The sequence below is a fragment of the Pseudoalteromonas prydzensis genome (assembly GCF_001661495.1).
Classification (GTDB): Bacteria; Pseudomonadota; Gammaproteobacteria; order Enterobacterales; family Alteromonadaceae; genus Pseudoalteromonas; species Pseudoalteromonas prydzensis.
In genome coordinates this window covers 36,295-54,522 of record NZ_BDDT01000008.1, presented here as the reverse complement: position 1 = coordinate 54,522, position 18,228 = coordinate 36,295, and the positions used below count along the sequence as shown (strand labels likewise).

The following is an 18,228-nucleotide window of genomic DNA, read 5'->3' as shown; positions in this document are numbered from 1 at the left end:
AAAAAGAGTGCTGTGATGGCACTCTTTTTTGTTATAGATCAATACCCCGTCAAGTTGGTTTTTTTATAATTATGCAAACTTTATTAAAGGCGCGCGTGATGATTAATTTACCAAAGTGGGATCAAAGTTTAATAAATAAGTACAATATTTCAGGGCCAAGATACACCTCTTACCCAACCGCATTGTCGTTTAATGAGGGCTACCAACAGCATGATTTGATCAACGCGATTAATTCATCATCAACTAATAGCCTCTCTTTATACATCCATATCCCATTTTGTAGCCAGCTTTGTTACTACTGCGGCTGTAATAAAGTGATCACTCGTCATCAGTCAAAAGCAGACCTTTATCTTGATTATTTAGAGCAAGAGATCATTGCACAAGCCCCTCATTTTTCAGGCTACCAAGTAGAGCAATTGCATTTAGGTGGCGGAACACCAACATTTTTAAGCAGCACGCAAATGAGCCGTTTAATTACCTTGCTGCATCGATACTTTAAATTTGCCTCTGATGCTGAGCGCGGTATTGAAATTGACCCTCGTTCATTAGCTGATGGTATGTTAGAGCATTTGCGCAACCTAGGTTTCAATCGGGTTTCATTTGGTATTCAAGACTTTAATGACGCAGTGCAGCTGGCTGTAAATCGCCCACAAAGTGCCAGTGCAGTAAAAAGCTTGCTCACTGAAGCCCGCCAGTTGGGTTTTAAATCTATCAATGCGGATATGATTTATGGCCTACCACTGCAAACACCCGAAAGCTTCAAAACCACTATTGAGCAACTCATCGCCCTGAGTCCTGATCGAGTGTCGGTATTTAATTATGCGCACTTGCCGGAGCGCTTTGCCGCACAGCGAAAAATAAAAGATGCCGATTTACCCAACGCTCACGACAAGCTCACTATGTTTAAAAACACCCTTGAGCAAATGAGTGACGCCGGTTATCAGTTTATCGGTATGGATCACTTTGCAAAAACCAGTAATGAGTTAGCAATTGCACAAAATAGTGGCCAATTACATCGTAACTTTCAAGGTTATACTACTCATGGCAACTGTGATTTATTAGGCTTAGGGGTGTCATCAATCTCACAAATTGGCAGCTCAATTTTGCAAAATCAAAAACAGTTAAAAGCCTATTATCATGACATTGAACACCAATTAGGTAGCGCTATCTGTAAAGGAATGCAATTGAGCCAAGATGATGTCATTCGCGCAGAAGTGATCAAGCAATTGATTTGCCATTTTCAACTTGATACTCGCGCTATCGCAGATAAGTTCCAGATCAATTTTGCCAGCTACTTTGTTGATGCACTCAAAGCACTCGACCCACTCTTAGCAGATGGCATGATCAATATTAAAAATAACATAATTACGGTGACTGAACGGGGAAACTTATTTATTCGCATCATCTGCATGTGTTTTGATGCTCATTTACAAAACCAGATTAACGCAACTCGGTTCTCACGGGTAATTTAACCTGAACACACAAGCATAAAAAAAGCAGACTTAGGTCTGCTTTTCACTTATCTTGCTATCACAAATTTAATTAAACACTACATTTTCGCTACCAGGCGCTGCTTTGAACTCCTCGATAATTTTCTTACAGTCAGCTTTAATTTGCTCTGCATGAGTTTCCTCTGCACGCCAACGGGCACTGTCTTGCTGAAAGATTTCTTTTTTCGAGTATTTTTTACGAGCATCATGAGTTGGCATTTCTTTTACTACTTCATACATAGCAAATATACCTGGGTAGCGCAGCGAGATATCACCGTCGTCAGCAAAGCTGTATTGCGACATTAGCACCCAAATGCGTAAGCTCCCTTCTGAGAACTCACACTGCTCCTGCTCCATTGCACGAGCGATTAAATGAATACTATCGGCGAGCTTAGCATTGCGCTCTACACGAGACTTCGCGAGCTTCGCCTGTTGCTTTGCTTGCTCTTTGGCAATCAGTTTTTTTTGCGCACTGAGTTTATACAGCAATTGGCCAGCATAAAATGCCAGCCCCGCAATGATCGCAGCGCCAACACACAGAGCTAAGATCAGCATATTCATTATTTATCGTCCTCGTCATCTAACCATTCATTGGCTAAATCGTTCGACAAGTAATGATCAAAATCACTATTACCTTGTTCGCTAAATTCTTCATCATCAAAGTCATCAGCAGCGTCTTCATCTTCAATACCCAGTAATTCGCATAACTCTTGGTGACGTGCAATGCGGCTATTGAAATACTTAGCATCTTTACCAGTTAACATTTGGCCACTTTCGTGCAGCTCAACTAGTTTTAATAGACGCTCGTCATTTTCTAGCGCTTCTAGCTCTTGCTCTGGTGAAATTTCAGGTTGAACCACTTTTTTCAGCTCAACTTGTGGCTTTAAGTTACGTTTTAACTCAATGACCGGCTCTGCTGCAACTGCAATTAAAGGAACCGGTTTCTTGCTGCCAACACGCTTGTCTTTGTGTTGCTGGTTACCTTTACTCTCTGGCTGTAAAGCATCAACCGAATTACGTGAACCTGGCTTAGCACCTTTGGTTTTTTTAACACGCTGCTCTTTTAACGCACGCATTTCTTTAAGCTTATCTTGGCTTAAACGAACGGGACCGTTAGACGGGATTTTACGTGACTTTTTCTTTCTACTCATATCTTGATCATCTCACTTAAGAGGTTTTGAACAACGCGCACTGTGGCGTTGCGATGCTGGCCTTGCCAGAAGAATTCGGTTTGTGCGGATTGAGGTTGGGTAACTCGACTACTAGCGCACTTTTATACATTTAAGTATAAACGATGGCTATTGTAACAGGACAAATAAAAAGGCGGTAGAGAAAACATCTCTACCGCCTGCTAATCTGAGCGCCATTTAACTGGACACTTCTCCCTTCGACTTTTTAGTCTTTATTATTGTTATTATTTTTGTTGTTCCATGTTGTTATTATTTTTACCTTCCGTGTAACATTCCATTTTGTTTTTATTTTAAACTTCCATGAGATTTTATTATTCTCGGTCTTCATTGACTCTTTTTTAATATTCCCTCGGTGGCATCAACTGATGCCTTATCCCCGATAATCACGTCACACTACTTTCCGTGTAGTTTAATCCATTTTGTTCTTATTGTTTCAGCGACAGGGGTTAATTTACGCATTAATAATTTTGTTACAACTAATTTATATAAGTTTTCTTACACAACATAAATTGCAACATTGTGAAAACATTAAATTACAGTAGGTTATGATAAAAACAAAAATAAAAATAAGATTTGGCTTACAGTTAGGTATGGTCAATGTCTCACAAATAGAAGGGCAATATCGACAAATTACAAATACAAAAAAAGCAGCCTACGCTGCTTTTTGTAACTAACTATGGAGTTTAGTATTAATAATTTAATTAATCTATACTACTTTAGTGTAGTCCACCTAGGTACTGAGAAAGTACTTCGATATCTTTATCTGTTAGTTTCTTCGCAATATCTTGCATCATGCCATTTAAATCGTTGTGGCGTGTGCCATCACGGAATTTTTCAAGTTGTGACTTGATGTATCCTGGATGTTGAAAAGAGATTTTTGGAAACTTAGCTAATGATGAGCCATTACCGCGTGGACCATGACATGCAGCACATGCTGGAATGCCACGCTCTGCATCACCTGCTTTATAAAGCATTGCGCCAACTTCAACTACATCTTTAGGTGTTGCACCTTCAGACATGTTTAGTGACGAAAAGTAAGCAGCGACATCTTTCATGTCTTGATCGCTAAGTGGCATTGCCATTGCGCTCATTACAGGATCCATACGGCCCTCTTTACCACCTGAAGTCATACCTGATTTCAAATCGACAAGTTGCTTATAAATATAATCTGCGTGTTGACCTGCAATTTTTGGGTAGATATTAACCGGCGCATTACCGTCTGGGCCGTGACAAGCCGCACACGTTGCTGATTTTTCTTTACCTGCGTTTACATCGCCATCAAATGCTGTTGCGTTGCTTGCTGACAACGCACCAAGCAATATAGTTAAAGATAGTGCTATTTTTTTCATGGTGAATTCTCTGTTTCCGACCCTGTATCATCTACAATATGGATGTTGTGATTTATATATTCTACACGATAATAAATTCTCTGGCACGTTTTCTACTCATATTAAACTTATAAATTATAGGGTTTTGACCTAGATTAAGCTTTAGAGCTGCCGTTTTAGTTCATTTTAGGCTGATATCTTAATCCAAATCCGCTTTTTAATAGTGTAGTAATAGTATAAAATGCGCCCCTTAAGTGAACTTTAATTAAGTAAAGTTTACTCGCTGTAATACTTAATTAAGTTTCTAGGAGAGCCTGTGCTCAAATCTCGTATCAAATATAACACTGCGTCGTTCGTAACCAGCGCACCTGATATCACTAAATTGCCTACTGATACGGGAATTGAAGTAGCCTTTGCTGGCCGCTCCAACGCCGGTAAATCGAGTGCCCTAAATGCTTTAACAGACCAAAAACTGGCTCGTACCAGTAAAACGCCTGGTCGTACCCAGCTGATCAATACATTTGAATTAGCCGACGTTGATAATATGCGTCTCATTGATTTACCTGGCTATGGTTTTGCTAAGGTGCCAATCGAGATGAAAAAGAAATGGCAAAAGTCATTAGGCGAATACCTACAAAAACGTCAAAGTTTAAAGGGTATCGTTGTACTGATGGATATTCGTCACCCTCTTAAAGATTTAGACCGCGATTTAATTAACTGGGCAATTGGCAGTGAAATTCCAGTATTGGCATTGTTAACTAAAGCAGACAAACTAAAGCAAGGTGCTCGTAAAGCGCAAGTTTTACAAGTTCGCCGTGAGTTAAGCACTTTAGAAGGTGATATTACCGTTCATGCGTTTTCATCTTTAAAAGGCACAGGATTACCTGAAGTCGCTAAGAAATTAGATGAATGGTTCCTTGGACCAATTGTTGCAATACCACCTACAGATGTTGAACAAACGCCTGAACCAGATGCTTAATCAGACGTTTAAGTAAAAACGCTGACCCGCAGATTGAATGAAATAGCCTTGCTTATCAGCTTGTGCTATTTCAGCCCACTGATAAAACACACTTCTAGAAACTCGCGCACTACAGCCATGCGGTAATTGAATATATGGCACAGCTTGCCCTTGGTAATCTTGCACTACAATAGGCTGTGCTGGCGTAATTAACCAAGTTCGCGCTAAATTATCAATGCAGCACAACACTTGGCCTTGCTCGGTCATTTCAAAGCACCAATCAACAACAATAAAAGGCGCGTCACATACTGTGATAGCTATTTTTTCAACCGGTGTTTTTAAATAATACGCTCCCTGCTCTTTACAAAGCACCGAGGCAAATAGCTTAACCATAGCAAGGCGATTAATTTTACTTCCTGTGTAAAACCACTCGCCTTGTTCATTGATTTGAATTGGCAGCTCACCGCAATGTTGTGGTTGCCAATCAGCAAAGGGCTTACCTGGTTGCTCAAGCAGTTTGGCAAGTTCAGGTAAACTTTGCATTATCTATCTTTATTTAACGTTAAAGAAAAGTCTACTGGAACAGCTGTTGCGATTGATGGCAAACCTGCTAGCTTTTGTAACTGAGCAATGCCCTCTGTTACAGCAAAGTCACTGGCATTAATAATGATCGGGCTAAGTGATGATATAGTGATATCACCCATTGGCGACATATTTGCTAACACATCAAATTTAATGGTTTTTTTATTGCCATGAAAATCAAGCTCAGCACTAATCCCTTTTAATAAATGCTGACCCGGTGCAATAGCTTGTAAGCGCTTAGTTAAATCAGCGGTGATTATTGCTTTAGGAAATTGAGCGGTTTCAAATAACAAGTTTGTCATGCGTTCATTACGGATTGGGATCATCGTTTCAACGGATGCCAAGTCAATTTCTACCTTGAATTGCCCTTCATCAGATAAACCACCTGAAACCGTTTTAAAGTAATGTGCCTCTGCGATGCTATTTGATTTAATCGATATAAAGCTCACTTTACTTTGATCATTATTAACATGCCATGCAGCATTCGCAATAGGTGCCAAAAGCAAGCTAGAAAGAGACAAAGTGGCCACAGCCATAGTTTTAAACATAACGCATTCCTTCGATAATGAGAATTATATTGATGTTAGCACTGATAGAATGAAGTGCAATGGGGGAAATAAAAAACAACCCAGTAAATCAATACTGGGTCGGTATAGCAAACTGGGGAGAAGCTATCAATACGTTGCACCCTTGCGAGTGCATCATCAACAGGATGTCCTACAGGATGAGGACGCGCGGACTTTAGCAAACTAATAATGAGAAATAAACTAAATACAGGTACTAACTAGCAGAATTGATAAACATATAACGAAATCTACAAATTGCATTTTAAATTAACTTAATGTTAACATTGATTGTGTGCTTAAAATTTGCTCTATTAACTTATTAGAATAAAAACTCCACCGCTTTTGAATTATTTAAGCAGCTCAAAAGCTACCAACAACACACACAATTAATGAGCACAGATCATGAAAAAAATAACCATGCTTTACCTATGCAGTTTGCTATTTATCTTCTCTAATACCGTGAATGCCGGCTACACCCAAACAAAATACCCCATTGTCTTAGCCCATGGCTTAATGGGCTTTGACGATGTGTTAGGGGTTGATTACTTTTACCGGGTGCCCGCAAGCCTGAGCAGAGACGGTGCACAGGTTTATGTTACCGCCGTATCCTCGCTGAATAGCTCTGAACAACGCGGCGAGCAATTACTGCAGCAAGTTGAACACATTATCGCACTCACCGGTGCTGCCAAAGTAAACCTAATTGGTCACAGTCAAGGCGCACAAAGTATTCGCTACGTTGCCTCATTACGCCCCGATTTAGTTGCTTCAGCAACCAGTGTTGGCGGGGTTAACTTTGGTAGCCCAGTGGCTGATGTGGTCCGTGAAGGACTAACACCAGGTTCAGCACTTGAAGGAGTAGCAAAAACCGCGTTTGATGCTTTTGGTGGTCTAATCGCCTTACTCTCTGGCAATAACCAATTACCACAAGATGCTATTGGTGCTTTGCAAAGTTTAACCACCGAGGGGGCGCTGGCATTTAACCAACAATACCCTGAAGGCTTACCCGCATCACAATGCCAACAAGGCCCTATGCGTGCAAGTAACGGGGTATATTATTTCTCGTGGAGTGGCACTCGCACTTTAACGAATGCTTTTGACCCATCAGATGCTGCATTAGCACTGACCTCGCTATTGATCCCTGGGGACGATGACGGTTTAGTATCACGCTGTAGCAGTCATTTAGGCTATGTTTTAAAAGATAATTATCGGATGAATCACCTTGACGAAGTAAACCAAATGATTGGCTTTCATCATTTGTTTGAAACTGATCCACTGACTGTCTATCGCCAACATGCCAATCGCTTAAAAAATTTAGGGCTGTAAATAATGAAGTGGTTTTTCAGCCTACTGCTAGCGATTACTCTTGCTAGCAGTATTCTAATCTATTTATCCAACCCAGCGCAGCGAGTTGATAAAACACCACTGCAGGTGGATACCCTGTGGCGATTGATAACATATTTGAACACGTTATTTTAGCCTCCCAAGAGTCCGGTGAGTTTACCGCTTTGCACACTCAACAACAGTGCGATAAATTAGCTGCCTGCCAAGAAAACAATGCGCTATTTAACCGCTATCTTAGCTTTAAAGTCGCGCTGGCAGAGTTGCAACAACAACTCGCTCATTTACCGCTAAGCGAACAATTAGCTGCAATGATCGCTTTTCAACAGCGCTATTTCAGTGAGACTGAAATTGCTTTGCTCTTTGCTGATGATAATCAGTGGCAACGTTATACAATCGCCAAATTAGCCATCAATACTGATAGCAGTTTAACTAAGGAGCTGAAGCAACAGCTGTTAGCTAATCTTGACGCCGAGCAACCCGATGAGATCACACAATCATTGCAACCAACGCGACAGTTACAACAATTAAATGGCAGCTATAAAGACGCATTGCAGCAGCAAGATTACAATCAACTTGCAGCTGAGTTTGGTGATGCCGCCGCAACACGGTTAATTGCATTGCAACAGCAACGCCTACAGTGGCAAACGCTTAGCGAGCAATTACAACAACAAGTTGTGCTGTTAAAACAACAAAATGATCCACAGCAAGCCGAGCAAAAGATCGCGCAATTACTCGATCAACATCTCACCGAAAATCAACAAAGACGATTTTTAGCACTGTTTCCTCAGACCTAAAAAAACGTGGCTGCACACAGTGCAGCCACGCTGATATTTATTGATGCAAAGATGTAGCGATTAGTGAGCTTGCTCCCAGTTATCACCACTATCGGCTTCAACGACTAAAGGCACATCTAATTTCGCAGCATCAGACATTAATTGACAAATCTCTGCTGTGTATTGCTCAACACACTCAGTTTTGATTTCAAATACCAATTCATCGTGCACTTGCATTAGCAACTTAACGGTATTCGGTGCTTGCTCATACACCCACTTATTTACTGTTAGCATGGCTTTTTTGATGATGTCTGCCGCAGTGCCTTGCATTGGCGCATTGATCGCGGCACGCTCCGCCCCTTTACGACGAGCGCCATTACGGGCATTGATCTCCGGTAAATGTAGGCGACGACCAAAAATAGTTTCAACATAACCGTTTTCAGCCGCTTTCTCTCGAGTTGATTCCATATACTCAAGCACCCCAGGGAAGCGTTCAAAATATTTATCAATATAGTGCTGTGCTTCATGGCGTGGCACATCAAGCTGACGCGCTAAACCAAATGCCGACATACCATAAATTAAACCAAAGTTAACTGCTTTGGCTTTACGACGCATATCACTCGTTACCTCTTCTAACGTCACACCAAATACTTCTGCGGCAGTTGCACTGTGTACATCAAGGCCATTAGCAAAAGCACTGAGTAGGCCTTTATCTTGCGATAAATGCGCCATAATACGTAGTTCAATTTGGCTATAATCGGCAGCGACAATTTTATAACCATCAGCAGCGATAAACGCTTCACGAATACGACGCCCTTCTTCTGAGCGAATGGGAATATTCTGTAAATTAGGATCGGTCGAACTTAAACGCCCTGTCGCCGTTACCGCTTGATGATAAGAGGTATGCACACGGTTAGTTTGCTCATTCACCATTAATGGCAGCTTATCTGTGTAAGTCGATTTAAGCTTAGATAAACCACGGTGTTCGATGATCACTTTTGGCAATGGATAATCGTGAGCTAACTCTTGCAGCACTTCTTCTGCGGTTGATGGTGCGCCTTTTGGCGTTTTTTTAATAACGGGCAGTTCAAGCTTTTCAAACAGTAATACTTGTAATTGCTTTGGTGAGCTTAAGTTAAATGGTTCACCCGCAATTTCATGAGCTTCTTTTTCTAATTCAATGAGCCGCTCGCCTAAACGCTGGCTGTGTGCCGCTAGCATTTTACTATCGATTGCGACACCGGTACGCTCAATATCTGAAATAACACTAAGCAACGGTAATTCTATTTCTTCAAATACCGATTTAAGTTTGTCATCAGCCGCTATTTTAGGCCATAACACTTCATGTAAACGCAACGTAATATCAGCATCTTCAGCGGCATACGGTGCGGCTTTTTCAAGTTCAATTTGATTAAACGTTAACTGTTTTTTACCTTTACCAGCAATATCTTCAAAACTGATATTTTTATGGCCTAAGTATTTTAGTGCTAACGAATCCATATCATGGCGCGTGCCAACACTGTTGAACACGTAAGATTCAAGCATAGTATCAAACTTAATCCCTTTGAGTTCAAAACCGGCATTGGCTAATACGCTTTTATCGTATTTAAGGTTTTGACCTACTTTCGCTTTGTTTTCATCCGCTAAAATTGGCCCAAGCTTAGTCATCACTGTTTCTAAGCTTAATTGCTCTGGAGCGCCAGGATAATCATGGGCAATCGGCAAATACACAGCTTCGCCCGCTTTTACAGCAAAGCTCATACCCACAAGTTGCGCTTGCATATAATCAAGGCTGGTTGTTTCGGTATCAAACGCAAATAACTCGGCATTATTTAGCTGTTCAACTAGCGTATCTAATTGTGCTTCGCTGAGGATGGTCTCATAATGGGCGTCTGCCACTTTTGGCAGTTCATTGGCTTCACTTGGTACAGCTAAGTGAGTATCGGCATCTTTTGGATTATCAAGTAATTCAGCCAACCAGCGACGGAATTCACATTCACCGTATAAAGCGATTAATTCGTCTCGATTAGGCTCTTGAAGTTTGAAAGTATCTAGATCCGATTCAACCTCAACATCACATTTAATCGTCGCCAGTTCATAACTTAGCGGTAAATGAGCCGCAGCGGCTGCCAATTTCTCGCCGATCTTACCTTTGATCTCATTAGCATGATCTAGCACACCTTGTAATGATCCGTATTTTTGTAACCACTTAACCGCCGTTTTAGGACCACAGCCATCTACACCTGGAATATTATCTACTTTATCGCCCATTAATGCTAAGTAATCGATAATCAGCTCTGGGCCAACACCGAACTTCTCTACAACAGTCTCAGGATCTGAGATGCTGTCGGTCATAGTGTTGATCAAGGTGACATGCTCATTCACTAACTGAGCCATGTCTTTATCGCCGGTTGAGATCAATACATGGCGCTGTTGCTCTGAAGCGATCCGCGCAAACGTACCAATTACGTCATCAGCTTCAACACCTTCAATACTAATAAGCGGAAAACCCATCGCTTTAATAATGTTATGCAGCGGTGCTATTTGTGTACGTAAGTCATCTGGCATCGGTGGACGATTCGCCTTGTACTCACTGTACATATCATTACGAAATGTTTTACCTTTAGCATCAAACACTACCACCATATGGCTTGGATTATATTGTTTGATCAGGCTTTTCATCATATTTACCACGCCATAAATAGCGCCGGTAGCTTCACCTTTAGAGTTAGTTAAATGTGGTGGTGAATGGTATGCACGGAATAAGTAGGAAGAGCCATCAACTAAAATAAGTGGATTTTCAGGGATCTGAGCCATGGTGTAATTGGATCCTAAATGAGAGAAAACGAAATAATTGTAAGCATGCCATAAGGACACACATAAAACGACTGCCAATTAAGCTTTGTTTAACCAGCCAAATGAGAGCAAGCTGTGGATAACTATGTAGATAACAGCCACAAGCTATTCCTCCAAAGTAAATTAAAATTACTTAGAAAAATGTTAAGTGTATGTTTTGTTTAAAAAAGATAATGCGAGGTTCTTTTTTTATTATTTTTTATAGCAATGTGGAAAAGCATTTCAACGCTTCCCTTCATTCTGCTTTTTTGGTACAACGAATAACGGTTAATTAATCCCTTATAAATAACCGGACGAGCATTCTATCACAATGGATCAAAGATCATAGTGATCCTTTATAATTTTTTCCTCTTAGCGATCTTTTAAAAAAGCATATAGCGCGCTTTTACTTACCCTCAAGAGAATTATCAAATAAAAATAATCTTTAAATGAACGAAAGTAAGATCATAAAATGATCTTACAAAGGTCACGACGGCCACTAAAAAGCCGTGCTAAACTAATTTTATGAAACATAAATAAGAGTCAAATATATGAAAAAAATAGCTGTAATTTTAGCGGGTTGTGGAGTTTATGACGGTGCGGAGATCAACGAAGCTGTATTAACCTTATTACATATTGCTAAAGCTGGCGCAAGCTACCAATGCTTTGCTCCTGACATCGAGCAGTTGCATACCATCAATCATCTCACTGGCGAGGAAATGCAGCCAAATCGTAACGTACTAGTAGAAGCTGCCCGCATTGCAAGAGGTGAGATTAAAGCGCTATCTCAATTAGACGTTAATGATTTTGATGGGTTAATTGTCCCTGGTGGCTTTGGCGCCGCGAAAAACCTCTGCGATTTTGCTGTTAAAGGCACACAAGCACAATTACACGCTGACATGCTTCGTGTCGGTAAAGCATTTGCTGATGCCAACAAAGCGGCAGGTTATATGTGTATAGCACCGGCAATGATCCCTTTGATCTACGGCAATGGAGTTAAAGCCACCATAGGTAACGATGCAGATACTGCCGATGCACTAAAGAGTCTTGGCGCGCACCATGTTGAATGTGCCGTCGATGAGATTGTAATTGATGAGCAACATAAACTCGTTAGCACACCTGCTTATATGCTGGCACAATCTATTTTAGAGGCCGATGCAGGCATAGAGAAACTCGTCAAAGCTGTAATTAAAATGTGTTAAACCATGAGTGAACAATTACTGAGTTTTATAAATTGCGGCTAAGCCGTTATACCCAAACCACCCCAAGATACAGAATTCAGCGTTTCACAGGTGCTTAATATCAAGGCGTTACTTTGCAACAATGGCAGTCCCTTTTAAGAAGTAACAACGCTGAGAATAAGTGCCTGTGAAACGCCCATCGGGTTGGTTTAAAAGCGATTTATACTGCGTTATTGATTTTAACAAGGGAACAACCATTATTTGCAATCAATGCCTTCTCTAAATCGCTTTTAATTCCAACTGAAACTCGCATCTTGGGGTAGTTTGGGTATATAATCGTTCTAAATTCCGTCATCTATCGTGATTGATCACGTTCAAATCGAAGTGAGCAAGGCAAAATGAAAAAACTATCAGCTGCATTATTATTGCTAGCAACCACCGCATACGCACAGCCATATGATAACTCTATGACTGAAGATGCAATCAAAAAACGTATCGCACCGATTGGTGCCGTTTACTTTGAAGGCGATAAAGCAGCCGTTGCTGACGTGCCAACAGGTCCTCGCACTGGTGAACAAGTTTACCAAGCTGCATGTTTTGCTTGTCATGGTACTGGCGCACTCGGTGCACCAAAGTCAGCTGATGACTGGGCTCCTCGCTTGGCTAAAGGCGCAGATACTCTTTTAAATCATGCAATTAACGGTTTTAATGCGATGCCTCCTAAAGGTACATGTATGGATTGTTCAGATGATGAGCTACAAGCAGCCATTGATTTCATGAGCAAAAAGTAATACTTAATACTGTACTACATTTTTATAAAGGCTGATTTTAATCAGCCTTTTTTATTATTGAAATAAGCAACCCCCTACCTTTATCATTATTTATTATTATGCTTTTCTAATACTATTGTCCGCTTGACGATTAGCCGAAAAAGTGAAAATATAAGTCCAATAAATATACAATAATAAAAATCGGTTACTGTCATTGGAAGATATAGCGGCCTTATTACATAAGCTAGAGCATAAAAATAATCGTTTAAAAGCTTTAGTCCAAAAGTATAAGCAATCACACCACTTACAAAATGCCCTGATACAATTATCAGAGCAGGCCAGCTCTGTTGCCGAATTAACGCTACTTTACCCCGCTATTCACGATATTTTGCAAGATTACGTTCCCAGTAAAAGCTTTTACGTGGTGCTATTGAATCAATTTAGTAACACGCTCGAACTATCTTACTTTGCTGATGAAAAAGATGGTATTTCAGTACCCCTTAATCAAGATCACAACTTTATCCAAGGCGTTACTGGCTATGTGTTTAAACAAGGCAAAACCACCTATTTCCAGGGTGAAGAGATGCAAGCCGCCGCAGATAAAGGATTATTTAAGCTACTTGGCACACCAGCGGAACATTGGGTGGGTGTACCGGTATACCGAGAGCAAAGTATTATTGGTGTATTAGCTGCCCAAAGTTACGATAAAGAGCAGTGTTATTCTGAGCAACAAATTGAGCTTCTAGAAGTAATGTCGTTATATTTATCGACAGCGATTGAGCGGGTAAAAAAACGCGAACTACTAGAGTCAGAAGTAAAAATTAGGACCCGTGCCTTAACACAAAGTAATGAAGCACTTAATCTTGAAGTAGAGCAACATAAAAAAACCTTAGCACGGCAGCATATTCTGTTTAAAATCTCAGAGTTAGCAACGCAAACAAAGCACATTGATGAAGTTTACCAACAAGTACACGAAATAATAAAATCAATAACTTATGCTAAAAACCTCTATATAGCCCTGTACGATAAAGAAACCGGTTGGTTAAACTTCCCTTATTGTGTGGATGAATTTAACGAAAATACCAAGCCACGCCCTTTCGCTAAAGGCTACAGTGAGCTGGTATTACGTACCGAGCAAACCCAATTAATAGACTCAGCCCGGGCAGATAAACTACGTAAGTCTGGCGAAGTAGAACGCCCAGATAACTGCGCTGACTTACACTCAGCTACCAGTTGGTTAGGTGCACCACTGAAAACAGCGCAAGGTGTTATTGGTCTAATTACCTGCCAAGCATATAATAATAACCATGTTTTTGATCAAGACGATTTTGAACTGATCACCTTTGTTTCGCATCAGATTGCCACCGTTTTACAAGCTCATTTAGCCGCACAAGCCTTAAAACAAAGTCACCAACAGTTAGAACACCGGGTTGCTGAAAAAACCAAAGAAATTCGTCAAACCAATATGCATTTACAAATGCAAATTGAAGAGCGGAAAAAAATCGAGCAACAGCTATATCACGATGCTCATCATGATCCGCTAACAGGGTTACCTAATCGCAGTTTATTTTTAACGCAACTAGAAAAAACCTTACAACATTACCAACGCTACCCGGAACAACAGTTTGCGGTACTGTTTATCGATTTAGATAAGTTTAAGGATATTAATGATCAACTAGGGCACCAAGCAGGTGATCAATTTTTAATTGGTGTTAGTGAGTCATTTTCGCAGTGTATCCGTGAGCATGATTTACTGGCGCGCTTAGGGGGCGATGAATTTGTTATTCTATTAACCCACTTAACCGATCGTCAGCAAGCTGAAGATGTGGCTAAACGCTTAATTGAATTAATGAAAAAGCCATTTTGTATGAAAGGAATTTGTGTACAAAGCGGTGCCAGCGTAGGTATCACCTACTCTAAAACAAGCTATAAACATACCGATGAAATTATCCGTGACGCTGATGCTGCTATGTATTATGCAAAAAATGCAGGCCGTAGCCGCTTTGAGTTTTATCACCCATTACTCAGCGCCGGTACCAGCCCTTATGAATTAGAGACCAGCCATCATTTAGACTCGTTACCAATGCACTTTCGCTGCTCTGAAATCATCACTCTTGACGAGCAACATCAACCCGAGTCATTACTGGAAGCATTTGGTGAACACCCGGTACTTGGTAGCACCAGTTTTGAAGTATTAAAGAAATTTGCCGCTGATAAAGCACAACAGCTCGAAGTTGAATTGCAGTTACTAACGAAGGCCTGCCAACAGATCCACACCGCACAATTGGACAAGGTGTTGTTTCCTTGCTCTGGTTTGTTACTCGAAAAAATAGAGTTTCAAGCGTTATGCCAAACAATGCAAAGCCACAATATAAAAAAACAAATTTGTTTATTATTTAATGAGCAAGAGATCCGCTACGCTTCAGCGGTACAAATTAGTAATTTAAAAATACTCAATGAGCGAGGTTACTCGATTGGTTTAAATGATTTTGCCAAAGATCGTTGTGAACTTAATTTACTTTGCGAGCTTAACTTTGATTATTTACTACTTAGCTCTACGTTTAGCAAACGGGTATTACAACAAAAAAGCTTTGATTTACAACTGCAAGGTGTACTTGCAATTACTAAAATAAAACAGGTTAAAGTAATCGCAAAAGGCCCATCAATTCTCAACTTTAGATCCTTGCTCGACACTCATGGTTTATTGTTATTTATTGGCAAGCAGCATGCGCTAAATAACACCTCTGCCAAGTCAGTAGACTCCACAGTCGAGCAACTATTAAATTAAGCCACAAGCCAGTTACTCTGGCTTTTTCAACATCGCACGAAGATTAGCAACCCTCGCTTGGCCTTTTTCCATCCGTTCAGCTTGGGTGTTTGGCGCTTTTTTATTTTCAAAAGCCAAATCATCTTGCGGTAGCTCTTGTACAAATCGGCTTAACTCGGTTTGTGAGGTTTCACCAAATTGGCGACGAATTTTCGCATAGGTCATGGTCAACTCTTGCTGCGCGCGGGTAATACCTACATAAGCCAAGCGACGCTCTTCATCAACGTTTTCTTCATCAATACTCACTTGATGCGGCAATAGGCCCTCTTCCATACCAACCATAAACACATAAGGGTATTCCAAGCCTTTCGATGCGTGTAACGTGAGTAATTGCACGGCATCGGCTTCATCTTCTTCCTCGTTGCGCTCAAGCATGTCACGCAGGGTAAGTTTGCTGACCACTTCGGCGAGCGTGAGTGGTGGATTATCAGCATCCCCAGTAAGCATATCGGTGATCCAGCGATATAACTCAGACACATTCTTCATGCGCATTTCTGCGGCTTTAGCGCTGGGCGATGACTCATATAAATAGGCTTCATAATTGATTTGCCTTACTAAGTCTTTTACCGCTTCAAGGGTGTCGCCACGTACCGCATTATCTGACAGCTCAACCACCCAACGGGCAAAGCCTGCCAACGAATTTAAGCCACGCCCTTTTAAGCGATAACCTAAGTCATTATCAAAGCAAGTGGCAAATAAACTGGCATGTTTTTCATTCGCTAAAGTCCCCAGCTTTTCAAGGGTCACGGTGCCAATCTCACGGCGCGGTGTATTAACAATACGCAAGAACGCGTTATCATCATCTTGATTCACTAATAAGCGTAAATACGCCATGATGTCTTTAATTTCAGAGCGAGAGAAAAACGAGGTACCGCCACTTATTTTATAAGGAATACGATTACTCATTAATGATTTTTCAAAACCACGCGCTTGATGATTACCACGGTACAAAATAGCGTAATCTTTATAGCTAGTACGCTTCATAAATTTATGCGAGATGATCTCTGCGACTACGCGCTCTGACTCGTGCTCTTCATCGCGACAGCCAATCACTTTGATCGGCTCACCATAACCAAGTTCGCTGAATAGCTTTTTCTCGAATTCATGGGGGTTGTTGGCGATCAAAATATTGGCCGCTTTTAGAATACGCCCAGCACTGCGGTAGTTTTGCTCCAGCTTAATTAGTCGCAGGCCCGGAAAATCTTTACTCAACAACACTAAGTTTTGTGGTCGTGCGCCGCGCCATGAATAAATTGATTGGTCGTCATCACCTACCACAGTAAAGCGAGCTCGCTCACCCACAAGCAACTTAACTAATTGATATTGGCTGGTATTGGTATCTTGATATTCATCCACCAGCAAATAGCGAAACCGTTGCTGCCAACGCTCACGAGAGGTGGCATTAGTGGTGAGTAATATTGTTGGGATCATGATCAGATCATCAAAATCCAGAGCATTATAAGCACGTAGCTGGGTTTGATAACGGGCATATAACTGTGCAAATAACGCTTTCTGTGGCTCACGGGCTTCGCGGATCGCTTGCTCAGGCAAAATCAGCTCATTCTTCCAACTGCCGATTTGCATTTTTAACAGGTTAAGCAGATCTTTGTCTTTTTTAAGCTCGTCTTCTGTTAGATCAGCCAATAATTGGTTGGTGTCTTGATCATCAAACAGTGAAAAACCAGCTTTAAAGCCCAGTGTTTTAAGCTCTTTTTTAATGATCTCCAGCCCTAGGGTATGAAACGTAGAAACCCACAGACCTTTTGATTCTTGCTTACCTAAGGTTTGCATTACCCGTTCACGCATCTCTTTTGCGGCTTTATTGGTAAAGGTAACAGCAGCGATATTACGAGCTTGATACTCACATTTCTGTACTAAGTAAGCGATTTTATTAGTAATTACACGGGTTTTACCTGAGCCCGCCCCTGCTAATACTAGGCATGGGCCACTAATATATTTTACCGCTTCATCTTGTTTAGGATTGAGTTTCATATCGACCAAAGAGATTGCATAAAGACGGGCAATTTTAACGTAATCACTACAATACGCCTAGCCAATAAGGTAATATTAGCTATTATCATTTTAGCGACAGTAAGGGACGAACATGATCAACCCAGCAAAGATTGAAGAAATAGCCAAACAGATTTCAAGTAATATGCCACAAGGCGTTAAAAACCTTGCAGATACGTTTGAAGCAAAAACCAAACAGGCGATTCAAAACAAGCTTGCTGAGATGGACTTTGTCAGCCGCGAAGAGTTTGATGTACAAAGCCAAGTGCTTATACGTACCCGTGAAAAGCTCACTGAGCTTGAAGCTAAAATCGCGCTACTTGAGCAACAGCTGGTTGCTAACAATGGCGATGATGCACAATAAGTGATTACACATA

The 18,228-nt window shown here is 40.9% G+C and carries 15 protein-coding genes; 8 read left to right on the top strand and 7 right to left on the bottom strand.

Annotated features, from left to right (window positions below; all coding sequences use genetic code 11):
- The first annotated feature begins 98 nt into the window (after positions 1-98).
- The gene (gene hemN, locus A7968_RS14805; RefSeq protein ID WP_064667354.1) at positions 99-1,472 is read left to right on the top strand and encodes an oxygen-independent coproporphyrinogen III oxidase; all 1,374 of its coding nucleotides are present in this window, start codon (positions 99-101) and stop codon (positions 1,470-1,472) included.
- 66 nt (positions 1,473-1,538) lie between these two features.
- Here hemN and A7968_RS14800 read toward each other — a convergent pair whose 3' ends face one another.
- The 3 genes from A7968_RS14800 to A7968_RS14790 form a co-directional block, all read right to left on the bottom strand.
- On the bottom strand, positions 1,539-2,051 hold the full coding sequence (locus tag A7968_RS14800) for a DUF2489 domain-containing protein (protein ID WP_064667353.1): 513 nt from the start codon (positions 2,049-2,051) through the stop codon (positions 1,539-1,541).
- The gene (gene yihI / locus A7968_RS14795) at positions 2,051-2,641 is read right to left on the bottom strand and encodes a Der GTPase-activating protein YihI (protein ID WP_064667352.1); all 591 of its coding nucleotides are present in this window, start codon (positions 2,639-2,641) and stop codon (positions 2,051-2,053) included. Before yihI ends, A7968_RS14800 begins: the two co-directional genes overlap by 1 nt.
- A 755-nt stretch (positions 2,642-3,396) precedes the next feature.
- Positions 3,397-4,029 carry a c-type cytochrome gene (locus A7968_RS14790; RefSeq protein WP_064667351.1) on the bottom strand — a complete coding sequence of 211 codons (633 nt, stop codon included), beginning with the start codon at positions 4,027-4,029 and terminating at the stop codon, positions 3,397-3,399.
- A 295-nt stretch (positions 4,030-4,324) separates the two neighbouring features.
- On the opposite strand from A7968_RS14790, the gene yihA reads away from it, so the two are divergent.
- Positions 4,325-4,987, top strand: coding sequence for a ribosome biogenesis GTP-binding protein YihA/YsxC (gene yihA, locus A7968_RS14785; protein ID WP_064667350.1), 663 nt, complete (start codon positions 4,325-4,327; stop codon positions 4,985-4,987).
- On the opposite strand, the gene A7968_RS14780 is transcribed toward yihA, so the two are convergent.
- Both A7968_RS14780 and A7968_RS14775 read right to left on the bottom strand, forming a co-directional pair.
- The gene (locus A7968_RS14780) at positions 4,988-5,509 is read right to left on the bottom strand and encodes a DUF1285 domain-containing protein (protein WP_064667349.1); all 522 of its coding nucleotides are present in this window, start codon (positions 5,507-5,509) and stop codon (positions 4,988-4,990) included. It abuts the gene before it with no gap.
- A complete protein-coding gene (locus tag A7968_RS14775; RefSeq protein WP_064667348.1) occupies positions 5,509-6,096 on the bottom strand; it encodes a YceI family protein in 588 nt (195 codons plus the stop codon). The genes A7968_RS14780 and A7968_RS14775 overlap by 1 nt, the downstream gene beginning before the upstream one ends.
- Before the next feature lie 420 nt (positions 6,097-6,516).
- On the opposite strand from A7968_RS14775, the gene A7968_RS14770 reads away from it, so the two are divergent.
- Both A7968_RS14770 and A7968_RS14765 read left to right on the top strand, forming a co-directional pair.
- A complete protein-coding gene (locus tag A7968_RS14770; RefSeq protein WP_064667347.1) occupies positions 6,517-7,437 on the top strand; it encodes a lipase family alpha/beta hydrolase in 921 nt (306 codons plus the stop codon).
- Positions 7,438-7,553: 116 nt separating this feature from the next.
- Positions 7,554-8,249 (top strand): lipase secretion chaperone, encoded by a 696-nt coding sequence (locus A7968_RS14765; protein WP_064667346.1) that lies wholly within the window; start codon positions 7,554-7,556, stop codon positions 8,247-8,249.
- 60 nt (positions 8,250-8,309) lie between these two features.
- On the opposite strand, the gene polA is transcribed toward A7968_RS14765, so the two are convergent.
- Positions 8,310-11,045, bottom strand: coding sequence for a DNA polymerase I (polA, locus tag A7968_RS14760; RefSeq protein ID WP_064667345.1), 2,736 nt, complete (start codon positions 11,043-11,045; stop codon positions 8,310-8,312).
- 569 nt (positions 11,046-11,614) lie between these two features.
- On the opposite strand from polA, the gene elbB reads away from it, so the two are divergent.
- The 3 genes from elbB to A7968_RS14745 all read left to right on the top strand — a co-directional run bounded on the left by elbB (position 11,615) and on the right by A7968_RS14745 (position 15,802).
- Positions 11,615-12,265 (top strand): isoprenoid biosynthesis glyoxalase ElbB, encoded by a 651-nt coding sequence (elbB, locus tag A7968_RS14755; RefSeq protein ID WP_064667344.1) that lies wholly within the window; start codon positions 11,615-11,617, stop codon positions 12,263-12,265.
- Positions 12,266-12,642: 377 nt separating this feature from the next.
- Positions 12,643-13,035 carry a c-type cytochrome gene (locus A7968_RS14750; RefSeq protein WP_064667343.1) on the top strand — a complete coding sequence of 131 codons (393 nt, stop codon included), beginning with the start codon at positions 12,643-12,645 and terminating at the stop codon, positions 13,033-13,035.
- Positions 13,036-13,228: 193 nt separating this feature from the next.
- On the top strand, positions 13,229-15,802 hold the full coding sequence (locus tag A7968_RS14745; RefSeq protein ID WP_064667342.1) for a diguanylate cyclase domain-containing protein: 2,574 nt from the start codon (positions 13,229-13,231) through the stop codon (positions 15,800-15,802).
- A 12-nt stretch (positions 15,803-15,814) separates the two neighbouring features.
- On the opposite strand, the gene rep is transcribed toward A7968_RS14745, so the two are convergent.
- Positions 15,815-17,833, bottom strand: coding sequence for a DNA helicase Rep (rep, locus tag A7968_RS14740; protein WP_064667341.1), 2,019 nt, complete (start codon positions 17,831-17,833; stop codon positions 15,815-15,817).
- A gap of 112 nt (positions 17,834-17,945) precedes the next feature.
- Between rep and ubiK the strand changes: the two genes are divergently transcribed.
- Positions 17,946-18,215: a ubiquinone biosynthesis accessory factor UbiK gene (ubiK, locus tag A7968_RS14735; RefSeq protein WP_064667340.1), complete on the top strand. Its 270-nt coding sequence runs from the start codon at positions 17,946-17,948 to the stop codon at positions 18,213-18,215.
- The last annotated feature ends 13 nt before the right edge of the window (positions 18,216-18,228 follow it).

Coding starts and splice junctions, on each gene's coding strand:
- hemN (WP_064667354.1), top strand. CDS start 99: ATGATTAATTTACCAAAGTGGGATCAAAGTTTAATAAATAAGTACAAT.
- A7968_RS14800 (WP_064667353.1), bottom strand. CDS start 2,051: ATGAATATGCTGATCTTAGCTCTGTGTGTTGGCGCTGCGATCATTGCG.
- yihI (WP_064667352.1), bottom strand. CDS start 2,641: ATGAGTAGAAAGAAAAAGTCACGTAAAATCCCGTCTAACGGTCCCGTT.
- A7968_RS14790 (WP_064667351.1), bottom strand. CDS start 4,029: ATGAAAAAAATAGCACTATCTTTAACTATATTGCTTGGTGCGTTGTCA.
- A7968_RS14780 (WP_064667349.1), bottom strand. CDS start 5,509: ATGCAAAGTTTACCTGAACTTGCCAAACTGCTTGAGCAACCAGGTAAG.
- A7968_RS14775 (WP_064667348.1), bottom strand. CDS start 6,096: ATGTTTAAAACTATGGCTGTGGCCACTTTGTCTCTTTCTAGCTTGCTT.
- A7968_RS14770 (WP_064667347.1), top strand. CDS start 6,517: ATGAAAAAAATAACCATGCTTTACCTATGCAGTTTGCTATTTATCTTC.
- polA (WP_064667345.1), bottom strand. CDS start 11,045: ATGGCTCAGATCCCTGAAAATCCACTTATTTTAGTTGATGGCTCTTCC.
- elbB (WP_064667344.1), top strand. CDS start 11,615: ATGAAAAAAATAGCTGTAATTTTAGCGGGTTGTGGAGTTTATGACGGT.
- A7968_RS14750 (WP_064667343.1), top strand. CDS start 12,643: ATGAAAAAACTATCAGCTGCATTATTATTGCTAGCAACCACCGCATAC.
- rep (WP_064667341.1), bottom strand. CDS start 17,833: ATGAAACTCAATCCTAAACAAGATGAAGCGGTAAAATATATTAGTGGC.
- ubiK (WP_064667340.1), top strand. CDS start 17,946: ATGATCAACCCAGCAAAGATTGAAGAAATAGCCAAACAGATTTCAAGT.